Source organism: Pseudoduganella sp. UC29_106, from assembly GCF_044055365.1.
In the GTDB taxonomy this organism is placed as follows: Bacteria; Pseudomonadota; Gammaproteobacteria; order Burkholderiales; family Burkholderiaceae_D; genus Rugamonas.
Genome location: NZ_CP171977.1, coordinates 914,270 through 933,903 on the forward strand (window position 1 = coordinate 914,270; position 19,634 = coordinate 933,903).

Genomic DNA, 19,634 nt, shown 5'->3' on the forward strand with positions numbered 1-19,634 from the left:
CGCAGGGGTTCCGGGCCGGAAGTCAGGCGCGGGGCTGGAAGCGGCGGAAGAAGTCGAGGAGCGCGGTGGCGGCGAGGTCGGCGTCGTCGGCGGTCATGGTTTCGAGCGGGTTGTGGCTGATGCCGCCGTTGCCGCAGCGGGTGAAGAGCATGGCGACGTCCGTCAGGGAGGCCATGGCCATGGCGTCGTGACCGGCGCCGGAGAGCAGGTCGAAGCGGGCCAGGCCGGTGCGTTCGACGGCGGCGCCCAACTGGTCCATCAGCCACGGCGCGCATGGCGCGGCGCTGGCTTCGACGATGCGTTCGGCTGACCATTCGATGTGCCGGCGCGCACAGATGGCGGCAATGCCGTCCATCACATCCTTCACGGCGGCGAGGCGCACGGCATCGTCCGCGGCGCGGATGTCGAGAGAAAGCTTGCAGGCGCCCGGAATCACGTTCACCGAGCCGCCGGGCACGGACAACTGGCCGACCGTGCCGACCAGCGATTCAGCCTGCGAGCAGCGCTGCTCGACCAGCAGCACGATTTCGGCGGCGGCAGCGGCAGCGTCCTTGCGCATGGTCATGGGCGTGGTGCCCGCATGGCTGGCGAGGCCCGTCAGCTCAATGAGGAAGCGCGAACTGCCGGCGATGGCGGTGACCACGCCCAGCGGCAAGCCGCGTTCCAGCAGCACCGGGCCCTGTTCGATGTGGACTTCCACATAGGCCGCGACGTCCTCGCGCTTGCGGGCGATGAAGGGAATGGTAGCTGGATCGTGTTCCGCAGCCTGCAGCGCGCTGCGAATGGTCACGCCATCCGCATCCACAGCGTCGAGCAGGGACATATCGAACTGGCCGGTGACGGCATTACTGCCGAGGAAGGTCGAGCGGAAGCGCACGCCTTCCTCTTCCGCGAAGCCGATCACCTCCAGATTGAACGGCAGCTTTTCGCCGCGTTCGTGCAGGTGGCGCACGATGGCGATCGGCAGCAGGATGCCGAGACGGCCGTCGTACTTGCCGCCATTACGCACGGTGTCGTAATGCGAGCCGGTGATCAGCGTTTTCGCGCCGGGTGCGTTGGCCGCGCAGTGGCCGACTACGTTGCCGACTGAATCGATCGTTACCGCCATGCCAGACCCACGCATCCATTCCGCCAGTTGCGCTGCGGTTTGACGATGGGCTTCGGTGAGGTAAGCGCAGGTCAGGCCGTCCGCATCGTCGCTCCACTGCGCGAGATCTTCCGACCATTGCATGATCTGCGGCCCGAATGCCAGCGACACGCCCAGCAGCTCGTTCAGGCGGATCTCGGCGATCCGGTGAATCTGGCGCAGGCATTCCGCGATCTCGTCGTTGCGCTGGTTCTTCAGGCGGCGCGCGAAAGTGGCTATCACGGCTTCGCGCGTGAGGCCTTGCCCCGTCGGGCCCTTCACGGCCAGGATGAAGGGGAAGCCGAATTTGGCGTTGTAGTCTGCGTTCAGTTTATGCAGCGTGGCGAATTCCTCGGGACTGCACAGGTTAAGGCCGGACCTGGCCTGCTCGCTGGTCGATTCGGCCGTCAGCTCGCCGGCGATGGCGGCCTTGCCGGCCAGCTCGGGGTGGGCGCGGATCAGGCCAAGCTGTTCATCGAGGGTGGCGGAAGAAACCACGCCTTGCAAGGCCTGCTTCAGCGCCGTCACCGTAGCGAAGGGACGGGCGAACGCCGCGCGCTCCGGAATCCACGGCGAGTGCTCGTAGAGACCGCGCAGGCGCTCCACAAAGGTGTTGGTATCGCAGGCGTTCAGGTCGGATAGAGTAGTCATCGCAATATCATAGCGCTGCCGGCGCAGGAGCTTATATTGCTGTAAGCATAGCGCTTATTTGCGCGTCAGCGCCTTCGCCGCCGCGGTGACCTGGTCGCGCAGCCACTTGTGCTCCGGCGCCTGGTGCACGCGTTCGTGCCACAACTGGTAGAAGCGCATCGGCGGGAATTTCACCGGCACGTTGAAGATCTTCAGCGGCAGCGCGTTCTCGTAGAAGCGCACGAACTGGCGGCCCGTGGTCAGCACGAGGTCCGATTGCGCCAGCATGTAAGGGATCAGGCCAAAGTAGGCCGACTCCACGGCCACATTGCGGCGCAGGTTCTGGCGTTCGAGGAAGGAGTCGATCACGCCGCCGTAGCCGGGCAGCAGCTGCGATGGCGCCACGTGGGGCAGGGTGAGGTAATCATCCAGCGTCATCGCATCGCTTGCCGTGCGCTTGGCGTAAGGGCTCGCGGCGTGCATCACGCAGATGATCGGGTCTTCGAACAGCTTGGAGATGTGCAGGTGCGGCGGCGGCTCGTCCCAGTTGGCGATGACAAGGTCCATATCGCCGTCGGACAGCATGCGCAGATAGTCGCTGCCCGGCCCCAGGCTGTGGATCACCACGCGGCTGTTGGGCGAGCCGCGGCGTAGCATGCACACCACATTCGGCAGGAATTGCGAGTCCAGGTAATCCGGCGCCGCGATATTGAAGGTACGGGCTTCCTCTTGCGGCACGAAAGGAGTTTTTTTGACGAACAGGCTCTCGGTCTCGTCGAGGATGCGCTTGGCGGGACGCAGCAAGCTTTCGCCATGCTGGGTCGGCACCATGCCACGCGCGCCGCGTACCAGCAACGGATCGCCCGTCAATTCACGCAGCTTACGCAGCGAGGCCGAGATGGAGGGCTGCGGCTGATTCAGCTTGAGCGCCACCCGCGACACGTTCTTCTCCACCAGCAGCAGATAGAGAATGCGGATCAGATGAATATCGAGGTGTTGCGGCAGGCCGGACATGATGCTTCTGTATATTGGATCTAATATGTCGAATATACGCTATTTTTCATGACTGATGTGGTAAAACGATTTATCTTCGGTAAGTTGGCGGTTATTTAACCCAAAGCAAAATGCTCGAAGGTGCGTGCAAAAACCACCGGCATAAAGCTGGTGTCTGCCACGATGTGGCAGACACCAGGGTTACGCCGTTGGTTTCTAAAAAGGAATTACATGGAATACCTGCTCCCATACGGCCTGGAATGGGCGAACCTGCTGGTGCGCTGGCTGCACATCATCACGGGCATCGCCTGGATCGGCGCTTCCTTCTACTTCGTGTGGCTGGACAACTCGATTCGTCCGCCGGCGCCGGACTCGGAGCTGGCGAAGAAGGGCGTGTCCGGCGAGTTGTGGGCCGTGCACGGCGGGGGCTTCTACAATCCGCAAAAGTACCTGGTGGCGCCGGCCGAATTGCCGAAGGAGCTGCACTGGTTCAAATGGGAGGCTTATTCCACCTGGCTGTCCGGCATCGCGCTGTTGACGATCGCCTATTATTTCAATGCGCAGGCCATGATGGTCGACAAGTCCGTGGCGGACCTGAGCAGCCTGCAGGCGGTGGGCGTCGGCATCGCCGCGCTGGTGATCGGCTGGGTCGTGTATGACCTGCTGTGCAAGTCCCCGCTGGGCAAGAGCGACAAGTGGTTCGGCGTGGCGATCTTTGCGTTGCTGGTCGGCGCGGGCTGGGCGCTGACCCATGTGCTGAGCGGCCGCGCGGCCTATATCCACATCGGCGCGATGATCGGCACCATCATGGTCGCCAATGTCGCAATGGTGATCATTCCGGGACAGCGCAAGATGGTGCAGGCGATGTCGGCCGGCAGCCTGCCGGACCCGCAATACGGCATCAAGGCCAAGCAGCGCAGCGTGCATAACAACTATTTCACGCTGCCCGTGCTGTTCATCATGATCAGCAATCACTACGCGATGACTTACCAGCACAAGTTCGCCTGGCTGGTGCTGGCCTTCATCATGGCCGCCGGCGTCTTCATCCGTCACTTCTTCAACCTGCGCCACAAGGGACGCGTCGAGTGGCGTTATCCGGCCATCGGCGTGGCGCTGCTGCTGGCGGTGGCTGTGGCGATTGCGCCTCCCAAGCCCGCGGCGGTTGCCGCAAGCGCCGATCCGGCTGCGCAATTCGCGAAGGTGAAGGCCATCATCGACCAGCGCTGCGTTTCCTGCCATTCGGCACATCCCACGCAGCCGGGCTTTGCGACCGCGCCGGCCGGCGTGATGCTCGATACGTCCGTCCAGATCCATCAGCGCGCAGTGCAGATCCAGAAGCAGGTCGTTGAACTGAAGGCCATGCCGATCGGGAACCTGACCAATATGACGGACGCGGAACGCGCGCAAATCGCTGCCTGGCTGGCGGCAGGAGCCAAGTAAATGAAAGAGCAAATCAACGAGTGGATCGACCAGCACTTCGACGAGGAAGTGGCTTTCCTGCAGAAGGTCCTGCAAACGCCGACCGATACGCCGCCCGGCAATAACGCGCCGCACGCGGAGCTGATCGCCAGCCTGGTGGAAGCCTACGGCTGGCAGGCGGAGAAGCACGCCGTGCCGGAGCAGGTGGTGCGCGATTACGGCATGGAGACGATCACCAACCTGATCGTGCGCCGTCCTTACGCCGCGGGCGGCCCGACCGTTGCGTTGAACGCGCATGGCGATGTGGTGCCGCCGGGCGATGGCTGGACTAAGCCTCCTTACGGCGGCGTGGTCGAAGGCGGTTATATCTACGGCCGCGCGGCGGCGGTGTCGAAGTGCGACTTCGCAACGTATATTTTTGCCGTGCGCGCGCTGGAGGCGCTGGGCGTGCCGCTGAAGGGCGCGCTGGAACTGCACTTCACCTATGACGAGGAATTTGGCGGCTTGCTGGGCCCCGGCTGGCTGCTGGAGCAGAAGCTGACCAATCCTGACTACGTGATCGCCGCCGGCTTCAGCTACAACATCGTCACCGCGCACAACGCCTGCCTGCAGCTGGAGATTACGGTGCATGGCAAGTCCGGCCACGGTGCAATGCCGGAGACGGGCCACGATGCGCTGCAGGCCGCAACCAGGATACTGAACGCGATCTATGGCCAGCTGCCGGAGCTGAAGAAGATCAAGTCCAGAGTGCCGGGCATTGATTCGCCGACCATGCTGGTGGGCCGCATCGACGGCGGTACCAACACCAATGTCGTGCCGGGCAAAGTCGTGATGAAGATGGACCGCCGCATGATCCCCGAAGAAGATCCGGTGCAGGTGGAAGCGCAGGTGCGCGCGCTGATTGAAGACGCCGTACGCGGCGAGCCTGGCATCACGCTGGAAATCCGCCGCCTGCTGCTGTCGCATGCACTGCGCCCGCTGCCGGGTTCGGACAGGATTGTCTCCACCATCCAGAAAAACGCAAAGGACATCCTCGGCGAGGACATCCCGGCCATCGGCACGCCCCTTTATGCGGATGCCCGCCTGTATGGCGAGCATGGCATTCCAGCGGGTACTATACGGCGCCGGGCCGCGCACCGTGCCCGAATCAAATGCCAAGAAGGCGGATGAAAAGCTTCTGCTGGAAGACCTGCGCAAGGCCACGAAGATCGTGGCGCTTACGCTGGCGGACTTCCTCGCAGCGGCTTAATAGCTGAGGAGAGAACCCGATGTTTGAACGACGAATGACCGCCGGCTGGGGCGATATGGATTTCAACAGCCATATGGCAAATACCGCTTACCTGAACAAGGCAGGCGACGTGCGCATGATGTACCTGGCGGAGCACGGCTTCCCGATGGCGGAATTCAAGCGGCTGAATATCGGGCCGGTGGTGATGAAGGATGAAATCGGGTACTTCAAGGAAGTGCTGCTGCTGGACCAGATCACGGTCACGCTGTGCTGCGCGGGACTGTCGCAGGATGGTTCGCGCTGGATGCTGCGCAGCGATATCTACCGCAGCGACGGCAAGCTGGCTGCGCGCATCAACAGCTCGGGTGGTTGGCTGGACCTCACCGCGCGCAAACTGGTCACACCGCCACCGGCCTTGCTGGCTGCGTGGCAGGCGCTGTACCAGACCGATGACTTTGTCGAGTTACCAAGCAGCGTTTCGCGCTGAATCAAATGCGAGTTTGCGCGGCGTCAAAGGTGCGAAAACTAGTGCTGAAAAATTGTGGTTTTTGCACTGTATAGAAATTGTAATCTCAATCGTGCAAGTGTTTTGGCTATGTACTATTGGTCACTCCTACAAACCAAAAATGGAGGAGGGTACATGTACTTGCAACAGAAATTCAAGTGTTCGAATTTGACCCAACGTGCGGGCAACATTGCCGCGGCGGCCGCGCTGCTTGCCTGTGCGGCATTGCCGGCGCAGGCTGAAACGCTGACCATCAACGCTTCCACCCACGGCAGCGTATCCAGCAGCGGCGGCAGCAACGGCGCCGAGAGCTTCAGCAATATGTTCACTGGCAAGCAGAGCGGGAAGGACTTCAACAGCTGGGCATCGTTCTATATTCCGCCCGGCCATTACACCTTCGCCAGCATGACGATCAACCCTGGCACGTGGGGCGATCTGGGTCCGAACAAGATCGGCATTTTTGATGTGTCCACCAACCTGCTGGATTTCGATACCTTCAGTCCCGGCGTGAGCGTGTTCAATGACCTGGGCAGCGGTGCGCAGTATGGCGCGGTTTCCATCACTGATGTGAAGAAGAGCACCAACCTCTCCGGCAACGCGGTGTACGACATCAACGCTGCCGCCGGCGGCTATATCGTATTCGGCTTTACCAACTTCACCACCAGCGCCATGCCGGACCTGGAGGATGGCGGCGCATATCTGGGCTATTTCACCCGCACGCCAGTGCCCCTGCAACTGAACCTCGAACTGGCGCCCGTTCCCGAGCCGGGAACCTGGGCCATGTTCTCCGGCGGGCTTGGCCTGCTTGGCTGCATCGCACGCCGGCGCCGCAAGCAAGCTTCCTGACCTTTTTTCTCCTGTAAGCGCTTCAACATTCGTGGCCGCCCTGGCGCGCCGCGCGGGTCCCTGCACGCCTGCGGTTGCCACAACTTCTTACCAGTAAAGGATAAGTTCATGTATTTGAAGATGAAGAACTTGCGTTTGATGGCCGTTTCGCTCCTGCTTGGCGCTGCTGCAGCGCTGCCGGCGCACGCGGACATTCTCGATTTCGACTCGCTCACGCCGGGACCGGTCGGCTTTGCCGATGTGCTTGAGCATAAGGCCTATCTGATAAGGGGCGACTCCGCCTTCGACGATGCCCTGCCGGGCGACCTGGTCGGCGGCATCCTGAACGGCAGCAAGCCGGCAGAGTGCATGCGCCTGACCTGCCCGACCAATAACAGCACCAATTACTACGCCGGGCTGGATGACGGCGTGATGGTGCTGTCGCGCGCCGATCACAAGGCGTTCTCGCTGCAGTCGCTGGATGTATCGATGATCGGCTCCAATTTCGGCTTTGCCATGCCGCCGGTGGCCGGCATCCTGCGTATCCAGGCATTCCACGCGGACTACACGTACGAGTGGTTCGATATCGAGCTGCACGCGCATTCCAAGGATGTCTTTTTCGAACCTGTCAGCACCGGCGCTTTCGGCAGCCAGCAATTCGTGTCGATGGCCTTCTTTGGATTCAACTGCGATTTCGACGGCAATTGCCTGGCCTTTGAGGATAACCGCGGACAGTTCGCCCTCGACAACCTGAACGTCAACATCTCCGCGGTGCCTGAACCTGCCGGCAGTGCGATGATGGGGGCAGGCTTGCTGGTACTGGGCGCCGTCGCGCGCCGCCGCAAGAACCAGCGCTTTGCTACTGCCGACGAACTGGCCAATCGCGCCTGAATCCACCGAGGAGAGATGATGAAACTACGTCCTGTTACGTGGTCGGTGCTGTTCGCGCTGACCGCGGCTGCGCAAGCCGCTCATGCCGATGCGGCACGCCGCCCTTATATTGTGCAGCTGGCCGATGCCCCTGCCGCTTCCTACAGCGGTGGCGTCAACGGCATGGTTGCCACCCGGCCGGCGGCCGGGCAAAGACTGAACCTGCAATCGCAGCCGGTGCAGCTGTACACCGACTATCTGCGCCAGCGCCAGGCCAGCGTCAAGGCACTGGTCAGCAGCGCGCCGGTGCTGCATGAATACACAGTGGTGCTGAACGGCTTCTCGGCCATGCTGACGGACGATGAAGTGCGCCAGCTGAAGGCCAGCGGCACCGTCGCGGACATCACGGCCGATGAACCGCGCCAGCTGCAAACCAGCTTCACGCCCACCTTCCTCGGCCTGGACAAGCCGGGCGGCCTGTGGAGCCAGCTGGGCGGCGCCGAGAAAGCGGGCGAGGGCATCGTGGTCGGCATCATCGACAGCGGTGTGTGGCCGGAGAATCCCGGCTATGCGGACCGGGTCGATGCCAGCGGCAATCCAACATTTGCCGGCGATGGCAAGCTGGTCTACGATGCGCCGCCTTCCACCTGGCATGGCACCTGCCAGACCGGCGAAGGCTTCACCGTCGGCCATTGCAACAACAAGCTGATTGGCGCGCGCTATTTCGACGAGACTTACCGCGCCTACCTGGATGAATCGGGATCGACCGCGTCCTGGAGCGATTTCCGTTCGCCACGCGATTCGCTGGGTGCCAATACCGGCGCCGGCGGCCATGGCAGCCACACTTCGACTACCGCGGCCGGCAACCACGGCGTCGTGGCGAACGTGGGCGGCGCTTACGTGGGCAGCGTTTCCGGCATGGCGCCGCGTGCGCGGGTGGCGGCCTACAAGGTGTGCTGGAGCTTCATGGGCCGCAACAGCCCGCCGCAGGGCACCATCAGCTGCTGGACCGGGGACAGCGTGTCCGCCATCGAGCAGGCGGTGATCGATGGCGTGAATGTGCTGAACTACTCGATCGGCGGCAGCGGCAGCCTGAGCGACCCGGTCGACCGCGCCTTCCTGCACGCGGCCAACGCGGGCGTGTTCGTGGCCGCGTCGGCGGGCAACGCCGGCCCGGCGAATACCGTGTCCCACAACAGCCCATGGCTGACGACGGTCGCGGCTTCGACGCACAACCGCTTCCAGAAGGCCGATGTCACGCTTGGCAATAAGGCTGTCTACGGCGGCGCTTCGCTGAACATGACGGTACTGCCGGCCGGCACGCCGGTCGTGCGGGCGCAGGACGCCGGCCTGCCGGGCGCCGATCCCGGACACCTGCAATACTGCTATAGCACCGGCAGCAATGAAGGCAAGGCCGTGCTGGACCCGGCCAAGGTCAAGGGCAAGATCGTCACTTGCCTGCGCGGCGAGAACGCGCGCGTGGACAAGAGCCTGGCGGTACAGGAAGCGGGCGGCGCCGGCATGGTCATGATCGATAATGGCCTGGGCCTGGTGTCCGAGGCGCATTCCGTACCGACCGTGCACGTATCGCAGGAGGATGGCGCCGCCATTGCGGCCTATGCGCAAACGGCCAACGCTTCCGCATCGATCGGCAAGTTCGCGAACACCACGATGGGCAAGGCGCCGGTCATGGCCAACTTCTCTTCGCGCGGTCCGGATCCGTTTGATGGCAATATCCTGAAGCCGGACCTGACGGCGCCGGGCGTTTCCATCATTGCCGGCTTCACGCCGGGCCTGAGCCAGGGACAGCACAGCGATATCGTGAACGGCACACTGACGCCTCCGCCGGCGTGGGGCCTGCTGAGCGGCACGTCGATGTCCTCTCCGCACGTTGCCGGCGTGGCGGCACTGGTCAAGCATCGCCATCCGGACTGGTCGCCTTCCTGGATCAAGTCCGCACTGATGACGACCGGCTACGATACGCTTCCCGATGGCCTGGTGGGCATGGACGCGGGCACGCTGCCGTTCGGCCAGGGCGCTGGCCATATCGATCCCACTGCTGCCGCCGATCCTGGCCTGGTGTATGGCCTCACGGCGACCGACTACAAGAAATACCTGTGCGGCGCCGGAGCGCTGGATCAGTGCGGCGAGGGTTCCCTCAAGGGTTACAACCTGAACCTGCCTTCGATCTCGGTGGGTAATGTGATCGACACGACGGTGGTGACGCGCCAGGTGACCAATGTCGGTGGAACGCCGGCCACTTACACCGGCAAGATCGACGTGCACGGCTTCAAGGCTGAACTGCAGCCGGCCGTGCTGACGCTGGCGCCGGGCGAGACAAGTCCTTCAATGTGCTGCTGACCCGCACTTTCGCCTACGAGAATGTGTGGCAGTTCGGTTCGATGGAATGGACCGATGGCAAGCACAAGGTGCGCAGCCCGGTGGTGGCGCGTACCGGACGCCTGGTGACTTCACCCGGCTCGATACGCAGCGAGGAGCAGAGCGGCAGCATCATGACGGTCGTGCAGACGGCTTTCTCCGGCCGCATGGGCGCCGCCGTGGGCGGGCTGAAGGAAGTGCAGCGCACTTCACTGCGCGTGGCGCAGGCGCCGGACAACAGTTCCGGTACCACGGCGCAGATGCAGGCCAGCTGCAGGGCAGGTGGTGCGGGCGTGGTGCTGCAGCCGGTGCACATTCCGGCCGATACCGTGGCCGCCAGCTTTGAGCTGTTCGACCGCGATACCGGCATGCCGGGCGTGGACGACCTGGACATGGCCCTGCTCGATTCCAGCGGCAAGCTGATGTCGGCCAGTGCGGTGGAAGGGTCGAATGAGCAGGTGCTGCTGTCGTCGCCGGCTGCGGGGGATTACAAGCTGTGCGTCATCGGTTATGCCGCTGCCAATAAGGCCAGCATCGATTTCCAGCTTTCTTCGGCCATTGTGACCAAGGCCGATCGCGGTGGTGAGCTGAAGGCGATGACGCCGACCAGGGCGTACAAGGATAAGCTGGCGACTGTGAATGTGAGCTGGTCCGGGCTGGAGAAAGGCAAGCGCTACCTCGGCGGCGTGCAGTGGCTGGACCCTTATGGCAACCTGGGGTCGACTACGCTGGTGCAGGTGGAGACGGATGATCCGGTGCCGCTGGCCCGGCCGGAGCGGCAGCTGCCGGCTGCCGATCCGCGGCTGTAACTGAGCCCACACGGCGGATCAATGATCCGCCCTACAGCCCTGCGGGCCTCACCCGTACAACGCGTCCCGGGGCCGCACGATCGCGGGCGTCACCCCATACGGCGCGTCCCGGGGCGCGGTTCGGGGCCTCACCCGTACAATGCGTCCCGGGGCCGCACGATCGCAGGCGTCACCCATACGGCGCGTCCCGGGGCGCGGTTGCGGGCGTCACCCGTACGACACGTCCCGGGGCCGCACGATCGCGGGCCTTACCCATACAACGCGTCCCGGGTCACCACGGCTGCGGGCTTTACTCCTACGACGCGTCCCAGGGCGCACGATCGCGGGCGTCAACCATACGGCGCGTCCCGGGGCACTACGGCAGGGGGCTTCTTTCGGGGCCCCGCAGGGGCTGTAGGGCGGATCATTGATCCGCCGTGCGTGGGTGGCCAGGGGCGCGTGGATTACTTGAGGGTGCGCTCGAACAGCTGGAAGATGCGGCGGTACTGGTCGTACCAGCTTTCGGGCTGCACGTAGGCGTGGCGCTCCAGCGGGTAGGACGCCAGCTCCCAATGGTCCTTCTTCAGCTCAATGAAGCGCTGGGCCATGCGTACCGAGTCCTGGTAGAACACATTGTCGTCGACCATGCCGTGGGCGATCAGCAGGTGGCCTTTCAGCTTGTCCGCGTACTCGATCGGCGAGGAGACCTTGTAGGCCTCAGGGTCGATATCCGGCGTGTTCAGGATGTTGGACGTATAGCCGTGGTTATACGTGGTCCAGTCGGTAACGGGACGCAGGGCGGCGCCGGCCTTGAACAGGTCCGGCTCGCGCAGCAGGGCCATGAAGGTCATGAAGCCGCCATAGCTGCCGCCGTAGATGCCGACCTTGTCGATGTCGCCCTGGTGGTTGGCGGCCAGCCATTTGGCGCCGTCCACGTAGTCGTCCAGCTCAGGATGGCCCATCTGGCGATAGATGGCCGTGCGCCAGTCGCGGCCATAGCCCTTGGACGCGCGATAGTCCATGTCCAGCACGATGTAGCCCTTCTCGACCAGCAGGTTGTGGAACATCTGCTCGCGAAAGTAGTTCGGGTAGCGGTGGCTCACGTTCTGCAGGTAGCCGGCGCCGTGCACGAACATCACGATCGGGTACTTGCGGCCTGGTTCCAGCGTTGCCGGGCGATACAGCTTGGCCCAGACGGGGGCGCCCGCGTTGTGCGTGGACGGCACGGCCACATACTGCGGCTGAACCCACTCGCGCGCCCTGAATTCAGCGCTGCGGGTATCCGTGAGCTTCGTGGCGGCGCCGCCGGCGGCCGGCACGATTGCCAGCTGGGCCGGCAGATAGGCGTTCGAATAATGCACCAGCAGCTTGCGCTGGTCCGGCGACAGGGAGAACTGTTCCACGCCGCCATCGAGCTGGGTCACTTCGCGCACCGATGCGTCCTTCGGATTCACGGAACAGATTTCATATTCGCCCGGCGTCTTGCGGTTGCAAAGCACATAGGCCAGCGAGCCATCCGCATTCCAGTGCACATTGGTGGCTTCCCACTTGCCGCTGGTGAGGGCGCGCTGCTTGCCGTCCACGCCCAGGGTGTACAGGTGGGCGTAGCCGCTTTCCTCGGACTGGAACCACAGCGTGCCGTTGTCCGGCAGCCAGCCGAAGTCGTTGTAGCTGTTGTTGATCCAGGCCTTGTCGTTCAGGTGGTGCAGGGGCTTCAGCTTTGCGTCCGCCAGGTTGACGGTGGCGATCCAGCGGTCCTTGTTGTCCACGGCGCGCAGCATCAGGGCGACCTGGTTGCCGTTGGCAGTCCAGGCAATGCCGTCGCCTTCATCCTCTTCCAGGCGCACCGGACGGTTGCCCTTCAGCGCGGGCTGCTTCTGCGCTTCGCGCAAGGCGGCCAGCGGGTCTTTCGCGATGTCCTCCAGGTTATCCAGCGGGATATCGCGCATGCTGTGGGTGCTCAGGTCGACCAGCTTCAGCGTCTGTGCCAGCGGATAGTTGCGGCCCACGCGAGGGCGCTGGTCGTCGAATTCTTCGTAGCCCGATTCCGTCACATAGCGCGGCATCTTGCCCACGCGGCCGTTGTCGCCATTCTTCGGCGAGATGGCGACCACCAGCCAGCGGCCGTCCGGCGACAGGGCGCTGGCATCGATAGTGATCTTGTCGCCCAGGTAGAGCGGCGCTGGCGCACGGGTGCCGTCCGCACGGCGTTCGGCTTCGCTGCGTTCGCGCAGCGCGTCGCGGTCATCCTTCTGGCGCTTCAGGGTTGTGATCAGGCGCAGCTGCAGGGCGCGCAGATAGTCTTCATCCGGCGCGGCGGCAGGGTCTTTTTCGGCGCGCGGCAGGGCCACCGGCGACACCAGGCGGTCGGCGCGGTTCCAGCTGAACCACTCGTGGCCGATGCGGAACTGCACGCTGCGGCCGTCGGCCGAATACTGGGGCGCCGCGGCGGCCCTGGTATTGCGACTGATCTGGGTCAGGATGCCGGTCTTCAGCTCACGCTCGAACAGGTCGCCGTTGCGCAGCACGATGGCGCGCGTGCGTTCGCGGTTGTAGATGACGGTGGCGCTATCCTGGTTGGCCAGTTCCGCATCGCCGATCAGGCGCGGCTTGTCGCCGGCCTGGAAAGTGTCGCGCAGGGGCGATCCGGCGCGCTTCTGTTTGTAGAAGACCTGCTTGCCGTCCCAGCTCCACCACGCCGTCTCCACGGGCGTGCCAATCCAGTCCGGGTGGGACATGGCCTGGTCGAGAGTTACAGGGGTATAGGCGAAAGCAGGCGCCGCCAGCAGGCTTGCCAGCAGGGGGAGTGCTAAGATATCGCATGGTGTCTTTTATGTAAGAGGGGAGATTTGCGAACGCGCATTCTAGCAGAGCGGTTCGCAGGCCCCGCCGCTGCAGGGTTTATGTGCTGGCGCGGGGCGCCAGGCTGGCGATGGTGGCGGTCAGGATGTCCAGGGTCACGGGCTTGGTCAGGTGCAGGTCGAAGCCGGCCGCGATGGCGGTGGCGCGGTCCCGGTCCTGCCCATAGCCGCTGAGGGCGACCAGCACGGTGCCGGCCAGCTCGGGCAGGGCGCGGATGCGGGAGGCGGCTTCCTCGCCGCGCATGTCCGGCAGGCCGATATCAAGGAAAATAATATCCGGCCTGAGCGCCTGCGCCGCTTCCACGGCCTCGCCGCCGCTGCTCGCCACATGGGTTTCATGCCCGGCCAGCTGCAGCAGCGAGGCGATGATATGGGCGGAGTCCACATTGTCGTCCACCACCAGGATACGCTGGTTTTGTGGCGCAGCCAGGCCGGCGGCTGCGCTTGCCGCCTTCGCGCCGGCGGCGGCGGCATCCACCGGCAGCCGCACTTCGAAGGTACTGCCCTGGCCTTCGCCGGCGCTGCTGGCCGTTACGCTGCCGCGATGCAGGCGCACCAGGGTCTGTACCAGGGAAAGGCCGATGCCCAGGCCATCCTGCACGCGGTCCGGCGCATGGCCGGCCTGGCTGAACAGGTCGAAGATGCGGCCCGTCTGTTCGGAGGCAATGCCGATGCCGCTGTCCTGCACGCGCACAATGGCGTCCTCGCCTTCGCGCAGCACGCTGACGATGATGCGGCCGCCGGGCAAGGTGAATTTGGCGGCGTTGTTCAGCAGGTTGCCGATCACCTGGGTCAGGCGCACGGCATCGCCATCGAGCCACAGCTCGTCCGGCAAGTGCAGCTCCAGCTGGTGCTGGCGCGCTTCGATATTGGGCATGCTGGTCTCGAGCGCGCCGCTCACTACGGCGCACAGGTCCAGCGGGGCGCGGCGCAGGGCGATCTTGCCGCGCGAAATGCGCGATACATCGAGCAGGTCGTCCACCAGGCGCACCATATGGTCGGTCTGGCGCAGGATGATCTGGCGCGCATGTTCGTGCACCGGCGATGGCGACGGGTCGGACATGCGCAGCAGTTCCACGGCGTTGCGGATCGGACCGAGCGGATTGCGCAGCTCGTGCGCCAGGATGGCCAGGAATTCATCCTTGCGGCGGTCCATGTCGCGCAGCTCGCGTTCAACGCGGCCCAGGCGCAGCAGGGCGCGCACATTGGCCACCAGCTCCTCGGGCTCGATGGGCTCGAACAGGTAGTTGTCCGCGCCGCAGTCGAGGGCGCGCACCTTGTCCGGGGTGGCGACGTAGGAGGCGGAAGTTTGCAGGATCAGGATGTAGGCGGTGGACTTGTTTTCCTTCAGGTGTCGGCACACATCGAAGCCGCTGATATCGGGCAGCTTGGTGTCCAGCAGCACCAGCGCCGGGCTGTCGCCGGCGGCCCTGGCCAGCGCTTCCTCGCCGGTCGCCGCCTCGATCACGCGGAAGCCGGCGCGGGTCAGGATACGCGTCTTGGCATAACGTGCCGCGTCGGTGTCGTCGACGTTCAGGATCAGGTCTTCAGTGGGGCTGGACATGTATGGCCTCACGATAAATGGCACGCGGCCTTGAGCTGGGCGAGCAGTTCCTCGCGCAGTATCGGTTTGTTGAAATAGGCGTCCGCACCCAGGGAGAAGGCTTTTTGCCGGTCCGAGATTTCGGACACGATCAGCACCGGTACGTGCTTGCGCTGCTCGCTGCCCTTAGCCTGGCTAAGCCAGCGCCAGCTGTCCTCGCCCTGCAGGCAAAGGTCAAGTATCACGGCCACGGGTTTTTCGCCGGCCCAGGCCTGCTCCGCTTCCCACAGGCTGCGCGCGCATACCGCGCGGAATGGCGTATTGCGCAGGAAGCTGCGGTAGAGCATCAGCGTGGAGCGGTCGTCCTCGACGATCAGCACCGGGAGGCCGTCGCCATCGGCCGCTTCCGGCTCCAGATCCGGCGCCTCGCCGTGCCGCTGTTCGCATTGCAGCGGCAGCGTGACGCTGAAGGTCGATCCCTGGCCCGGCGCGCTGCGCAAGGACACGCTGCCGCCCAGCAGGGCTGCCAGCTTGCGGCACAACGGCAAGCCGAGCCCCGTGCCTTTCACGCGTTGCTGAAGGCGGTTCTCCACCTGGCTGAATTCCTCGAAAATCTCCTGCTGGTACGCCTCGTCGATGCCGATGCCGGTGTCCTCGACAGCGAAGCGCACCAGGTTTCCCTGCAGGGTGGCGGACACGCGCACATGGCCTGCCTCAGTGAACTTCAAGGCATTGGAAATGAAGTTGCGCAGGATCTGGGACAATTTGGCTTCGTCCGAGTACATATGCAGCGGCACGGCCGGTTCGTCGAAGATCAGTTCGACGCGCGCGCCCGCCAGCAGGGGACGCAGCATGCCGCGCAGGGCGCTGAACAATTCCGCCACATCGAATTTGATGGGACGGATGTCGACCTTGCCCGCCTCGATCTTGGCCAGGTCCAGCAGATCGTCCACCAGTTCGGCCAGCCCTTCGGCGCTTTTCAGGATGAACAGCACCTGCTTTTCCTGTTCCGATGTGAGCTCGCCATCGGCCCGTTCAACCAGCAGCCGGGCCAGGGCGCGGATGGAGGAGAGCGGCGTACGGAACTCATGGCTCATATTGGAGAGGAAGCGCGATTTCATTTCGTCGGCGCGGCGCAGGTGGTCGGCCTTTTCATCGAGCTCCGCGTAGAGCGCCGCCCACGCCGCGGTTGGTGTCTTCCAGCTCGCGCGTCATCTGCAGCAATTCTTCCTGGCGCGTGTTCAGCTCCGCCAGCGTGGCCAGCAACTCCTTGTTCTGCTGCTGCATTTCGGACAGCGTGACGTCGGCCGGCAGCGCTGTGAGCTGGGCGCCCATGGCGCCCACCAGTTCCGGCGTGAGCAGGCTCGCCTCGTAAGGCAGCAGCTTTTTCAGGGTGACGGTGGTGCCTGCGCCGAGCGCGGTCTGGATGTCGAACTGGTCCATCAGGCGCCGGGCGCCCACGATGCCCAGGCCCATGCCGGTCGACGACTGGTAGCGGCCGGACAGCACCACGTCCAGATGTGGAATGCCCGGGCCCTGGTCGGCGATGGTAATGACCAGCAACTGCGGCGCAGTCTCGCCTTCCACCGAAAAATCGACACGCCCGGCGCGCGCATAGTTATAGACGTTGCGCGTCAGTTCCGAAACGGCGGTGGCGATGCGCACCTGGTCCTGGCCGCCGAAGCCGCACAGGGCCGCGATCTGGCGTGCGCGCTGGCGCGAGGCCACCACGTCCAGTTCCGCATGCACGCCGAGGCTGAGGATGCGCAGGCTCATGGTTGCCACCCCTGGCGGTCGCGCAGCACCAGCACGCTTACGTCGTCGCGGCCGCGCCGGAAATCGCGGTACAGCACACTGGCCAGCAGGGCCGGGTGGCAGTGCAGCAGGCCAGGATAATCGTCCAGGTCCCAGCGCGAGGCCAACCCGTCCGAATGCAGCACGAGGGTGGCGCTGCTGTCCCAGACCGCCGGGAATTCCTGCACCTTGCGCATATTGCTGCCGACAATGCCGTTATGCGACGCCAGCTGGCGGCTCTGGCTGCCCTGTACCAGGTGGGCGGCGATATTGCCGATTCCCGCAAACTGCAGCTGTTCGTGCAGCATGTCGAAGCAAACCACGGCGACCGCCGCGCCGCGGGTATGGTGCAGGGCGGCGTGGATATCCTGCAGCAGTACGGCGGCGGGCAGCTCGGCGTATGCATGGCCACCGTGGCTGCCATTTCCGATGCCCTGGCCGCTTCCGGGCCATGCCCCAGCCCGTCCGCCAGCAGCACGGTGGCCGTGGTGGCCGAGCAGGCCAGCGACCAGCTGTCGCCGCAAGTGGATTCGCCGGCCAGCGGCAGGCAGACCACGCCGTACAGCAGGCTGCCATCGGAGCGGGGCGCTCCGCGCGGCCAGTAGGCCATCAGGATGGCCGTGCCTTTGCCGGGAGCGCTGTACACGTCGAATAGCGTGGCAAGGCGGCGCATGGCGCCCAGGCCCACGCCGTAGCTGCCCGCCGTCGTCGTGCCATCGGCTGAGCTGGCGCCGAAATTGCGGATGCCTGGCCCCCGGTCCAGCGCCACGATCTCGATGCCGCCATCCTGCGAAGCGCGCAGCAGGATCTCGCCGCGTCCCGCATGCTTGAGAATATTGGTGGCGGCCTCGGTGACCAGCAGCGCCACTTCGCCCACACTGAATTCGTCGAATCCCAGGCCTGCACACAGGGTACTGGCGGCGCGGCGCGCGGAGGCCACCTGGCTCGTATCGGCCAGTCCGTGACAGGTCTGGCGGCCAGCAGCGCCTAGAATGGTTTCCATTTGGTGATCTTCACAGTTGTGCCCTGGCCGGGTGTGGAGGCAATATCGAATTCGTCGGATAGGCGCCGGGCGCCGGAAAGGCCGAGGCCCATGCCGCCGCCGGTGGTATAGCCGTCCGTCAGCGCCTGCGCGATGTCCGGAATGCCGGGGCCGTGGTCGATAAAGGCCACGTGCAGCCCGCGCCGGCTGCCGCCAACCTTCAGCAGGTGCGCTTCGCCGCCGCCACCGTAGCGCAGCGTGTTGCGCGCCAGCTCGCTGGCGGCAGTGATCATCTTGGTCTGGTCGATCAGGGTGAATCCGATGGCGATCATTTGCTCACGCACCGCCTGGCGCAGGCGGACGACATCCTCGTCGGAGCGGATCTGCATTACCAGTGCATCGACGTCGTTGTGGCTCACGGCGTGGCCTCGCTCAGCTGAGGTGGCGCTGTAGTAGCTGGACGCCTTTTTCGACGTTCAGCGCGGTCTCCACGCCATGCAGCGTAAGGCCCAGTTCCACCAGTGTGATCGCCACGGCGGGCTGCATGCCGACCAGCACCGTGCGCGCATCGAGCACGCGCGCCATGGCGGCAGTATTGCTGATCATGCGGCCGATGAAGGAATCGACAATGTCCAGCGCGGAAATATCGATCAGCACACCGCGTGCGTGTTCCTTCACGATGCGGGCCGTCAGGTCATCCTGCAGCGTCATTGCCAGGCGGTCGTGCATGTCTACCTGGATCGTGACCAGCAGCAGGTTGCCCATCTTGAGAATGGGAATGCGTTCCATGCCGGCCTCACACGGCGTTCTGATAGGTGACGGAGGCGCCGACGCGCTTCAGCGCCACCATGAAGGCATCGGCAAGAGACGCTTTGGTAATCACGTCCTCAAGGTTGACGCCCAGGTGCACGATGGTTTGCGCGATCTGCGGACGGATGCCGCTGATGATGCAGTCGGCGCCCATCAGGCGCGCAGCCGCCACGGTTTTCAGCAGGTGCTGGGCGACCAGGGTGTCCACGGTCGGTACGCCGGTGATATCGATGATGGCAATCGAGGCGCCGGTATCGATAATTTTCTGCAGCAGGCTCTCCATCACCACCTGCGTGCGCGCGCTGTCCAGGGTGCCGATCAGCGGCAAGGCCAGCACGTCCTTCCATAACTGGACCACCGGGGTCGAGAGCTCGAGCAACTCATGCTGCTGCAGCTGAATGATGGACTCGCGGCCCTTCTGGTATTCCTCGACGGTGAACAGGCCAAGCTGGTCGAACAGGGCGCCGGTTTCCACCAGTTCGGTGGCCAGGGCCGAGCTATTGCCCTCCAGCGTCTGACGCAGCAGCGCGAACAAGGGTTCCTTGAGGGAGAAAATGAAGGTCGCCGTTTCCGTTGGCGTGAAGCCGTGGCGCGCGCGCGCGGCGGAAATGTCGCTAAGCAGGTGGCGCACTTCGGCCCAGGAAGCCTGGTCGATGTCGTAGCTTTGGCCCTTGTCCAGGGCCCTCGCTACCAGGGGGATAAAGCGCGCCGCCTGCTGGCGGATCTCGGCCTCGGCCGCCTTGTCGCGGCGCACCAGGCGGGACAGCATGCTATTCAGCCAGCCGTCCAGCAGGGCATCCTGATGGTCGACGAAAATCTTGGCCAGATGGCCGGTGGTTGCCTGACTCATGACCGCGATCCCCCTAGTTGTTTTCTTATAA

At 64.4% G+C, this 19,634-nt stretch carries 16 protein-coding genes and 3 pseudogenes; 8 read left to right on the forward strand and 11 right to left on the reverse strand.

Annotated features, from left to right (window positions below; translation table 11 throughout):
* Nucleotides 1–22: 22 nt before the first annotated feature.
* Nucleotides 23–1,777: an allantoate amidohydrolase gene (locus ACHMW6_RS04895; protein WP_395406041.1), complete on the reverse strand. Its 1,755-nt coding sequence runs from the start codon at nt 1,775–1,777 to the stop codon at nt 23–25.
* A gap of 54 nt (nt 1,778–1,831) precedes the next feature.
* A complete protein-coding gene (locus ACHMW6_RS04900) occupies nt 1,832–2,770 on the reverse strand; it encodes a LysR family transcriptional regulator (RefSeq protein WP_395406043.1) in 939 nt (312 codons plus the stop codon).
* Between the two features lie 210 nt (nt 2,771–2,980).
* Between ACHMW6_RS04900 and ACHMW6_RS04905 the strand changes: the two genes are divergently transcribed.
* From ACHMW6_RS04905 to ACHMW6_RS04930, 6 genes and pseudogenes are all read left to right on the forward strand, one after another.
* Entirely contained in the window at nt 2,981–4,189 is a 1,209-nt protein-coding gene (locus ACHMW6_RS04905; RefSeq protein ID WP_395406045.1) for a urate hydroxylase PuuD, read from the forward strand.
* A pseudogene (locus ACHMW6_RS04910) lies at nt 4,190–5,417 on the forward strand (M20/M25/M40 family metallo-hydrolase).
* Nucleotides 5,418–5,436: 19 nt separating this feature from the next.
* Nucleotides 5,437–5,883, forward strand: a complete 447-nt coding sequence (locus tag ACHMW6_RS04915) for an acyl-CoA thioesterase (RefSeq protein ID WP_395406047.1) — start codon at nt 5,437–5,439, stop codon at nt 5,881–5,883.
* A gap of 153 nt (nt 5,884–6,036) precedes the next feature.
* Entirely contained in the window at nt 6,037–6,747 is a 711-nt protein-coding gene (locus ACHMW6_RS04920; protein WP_395406049.1) for a PEP-CTERM sorting domain-containing protein, read from the forward strand.
* A gap of 108 nt (nt 6,748–6,855) precedes the next feature.
* Nucleotides 6,856–7,617 (forward strand): NF038120 family PEP-CTERM protein, encoded by a 762-nt coding sequence (locus tag ACHMW6_RS04925; RefSeq protein ID WP_395406051.1) that lies wholly within the window; start codon nt 6,856–6,858, stop codon nt 7,615–7,617.
* Nucleotides 7,618–7,779: 162 nt separating this feature from the next.
* Nucleotides 7,780–10,784: pseudogene (locus tag ACHMW6_RS04930) on the forward strand (S8 family peptidase).
* A gap of 443 nt (nt 10,785–11,227) precedes the next feature.
* Here the strand turns inward: ACHMW6_RS04930 and ACHMW6_RS04935 are convergent.
* From ACHMW6_RS04935 to ACHMW6_RS04955, 5 genes are all read right to left on the reverse strand, one after another.
* A complete protein-coding gene (locus ACHMW6_RS04935) occupies nt 11,228–13,501 on the reverse strand; it encodes a prolyl oligopeptidase family serine peptidase (RefSeq protein ID WP_395406053.1) in 2,274 nt (757 codons plus the stop codon).
* Nucleotides 13,502–13,664: 163 nt separating this feature from the next.
* Nucleotides 13,665–15,188 carry a response regulator gene (locus ACHMW6_RS04940; RefSeq protein WP_395406055.1) on the reverse strand — a complete coding sequence of 508 codons (1,524 nt, stop codon included), beginning with the start codon at nt 15,186–15,188 and terminating at the stop codon, nt 13,665–13,667.
* Nucleotides 15,189–15,196: 8 nt separating this feature from the next.
* Nucleotides 15,197–16,288 (reverse strand): ATP-binding protein, encoded by a 1,092-nt coding sequence (locus ACHMW6_RS04945; RefSeq protein WP_395406058.1) that lies wholly within the window; start codon nt 16,286–16,288, stop codon nt 15,197–15,199.
* Between the two features lie 31 nt (nt 16,289–16,319).
* A complete protein-coding gene (locus ACHMW6_RS04950) occupies nt 16,320–16,943 on the reverse strand; it encodes an anti-sigma regulatory factor (RefSeq protein ID WP_395406059.1) in 624 nt (207 codons plus the stop codon).
* Nucleotides 16,940–17,353: a SpoIIE family protein phosphatase gene (locus tag ACHMW6_RS04955; RefSeq protein ID WP_395408533.1), complete on the reverse strand. Its 414-nt coding sequence runs from the start codon at nt 17,351–17,353 to the stop codon at nt 16,940–16,942. Before ACHMW6_RS04955 ends, ACHMW6_RS04950 begins: the two co-directional genes overlap by 4 nt.
* Here ACHMW6_RS04955 and ACHMW6_RS04960 point away from each other — a divergent pair.
* Entirely contained in the window at nt 17,261–17,566 is a 306-nt protein-coding gene (locus tag ACHMW6_RS04960) for a hypothetical protein (RefSeq protein WP_395408811.1), read from the forward strand. The genes ACHMW6_RS04955 and ACHMW6_RS04960 overlap by 93 nt on opposite strands.
* Before the next feature lie 62 nt (nt 17,567–17,628).
* Here the strand turns inward: ACHMW6_RS04960 and ACHMW6_RS04965 are convergent.
* Nucleotides 17,629–17,859: pseudogene (locus tag ACHMW6_RS04965) on the reverse strand (ATP-binding protein); the annotation flags it as partial.
* Here ACHMW6_RS04965 and ACHMW6_RS04970 point away from each other — a divergent pair.
* Nucleotides 17,785–17,952 carry a hypothetical protein gene (locus ACHMW6_RS04970; protein WP_395406060.1) on the forward strand — a complete coding sequence of 56 codons (168 nt, stop codon included), beginning with the start codon at nt 17,785–17,787 and terminating at the stop codon, nt 17,950–17,952. The pseudogene ACHMW6_RS04965 and the gene ACHMW6_RS04970 overlap by 75 nt on opposite strands.
* On the opposite strand, the gene ACHMW6_RS04975 is transcribed toward ACHMW6_RS04970, so the two are convergent.
* Genes ACHMW6_RS04975 through ACHMW6_RS04985 form a run of 3 tightly spaced genes read right to left on the reverse strand, consistent with a single transcriptional unit; the run spans nt 17,949 to nt 19,603 of the window.
* The gene (locus tag ACHMW6_RS04975; RefSeq protein WP_395408534.1) at nt 17,949–18,332 is read right to left on the reverse strand and encodes an ATP-binding protein; all 384 of its coding nucleotides are present in this window, start codon (nt 18,330–18,332) and stop codon (nt 17,949–17,951) included. The two genes, ACHMW6_RS04970 and ACHMW6_RS04975, sit on opposite strands and share 4 nt — an antisense overlap.
* A gap of 43 nt (nt 18,333–18,375) precedes the next feature.
* A complete protein-coding gene (locus tag ACHMW6_RS04980) occupies nt 18,376–18,732 on the reverse strand; it encodes an STAS domain-containing protein (RefSeq protein ID WP_395406061.1) in 357 nt (118 codons plus the stop codon).
* 7 nt (nt 18,733–18,739) lie between these two features.
* On the reverse strand, nt 18,740–19,603 hold the full coding sequence (locus ACHMW6_RS04985) for an STAS domain-containing protein (RefSeq protein WP_395406062.1): 864 nt from the start codon (nt 19,601–19,603) through the stop codon (nt 18,740–18,742).
* Nucleotides 19,604–19,634: the final 31 nt, after the last annotated feature.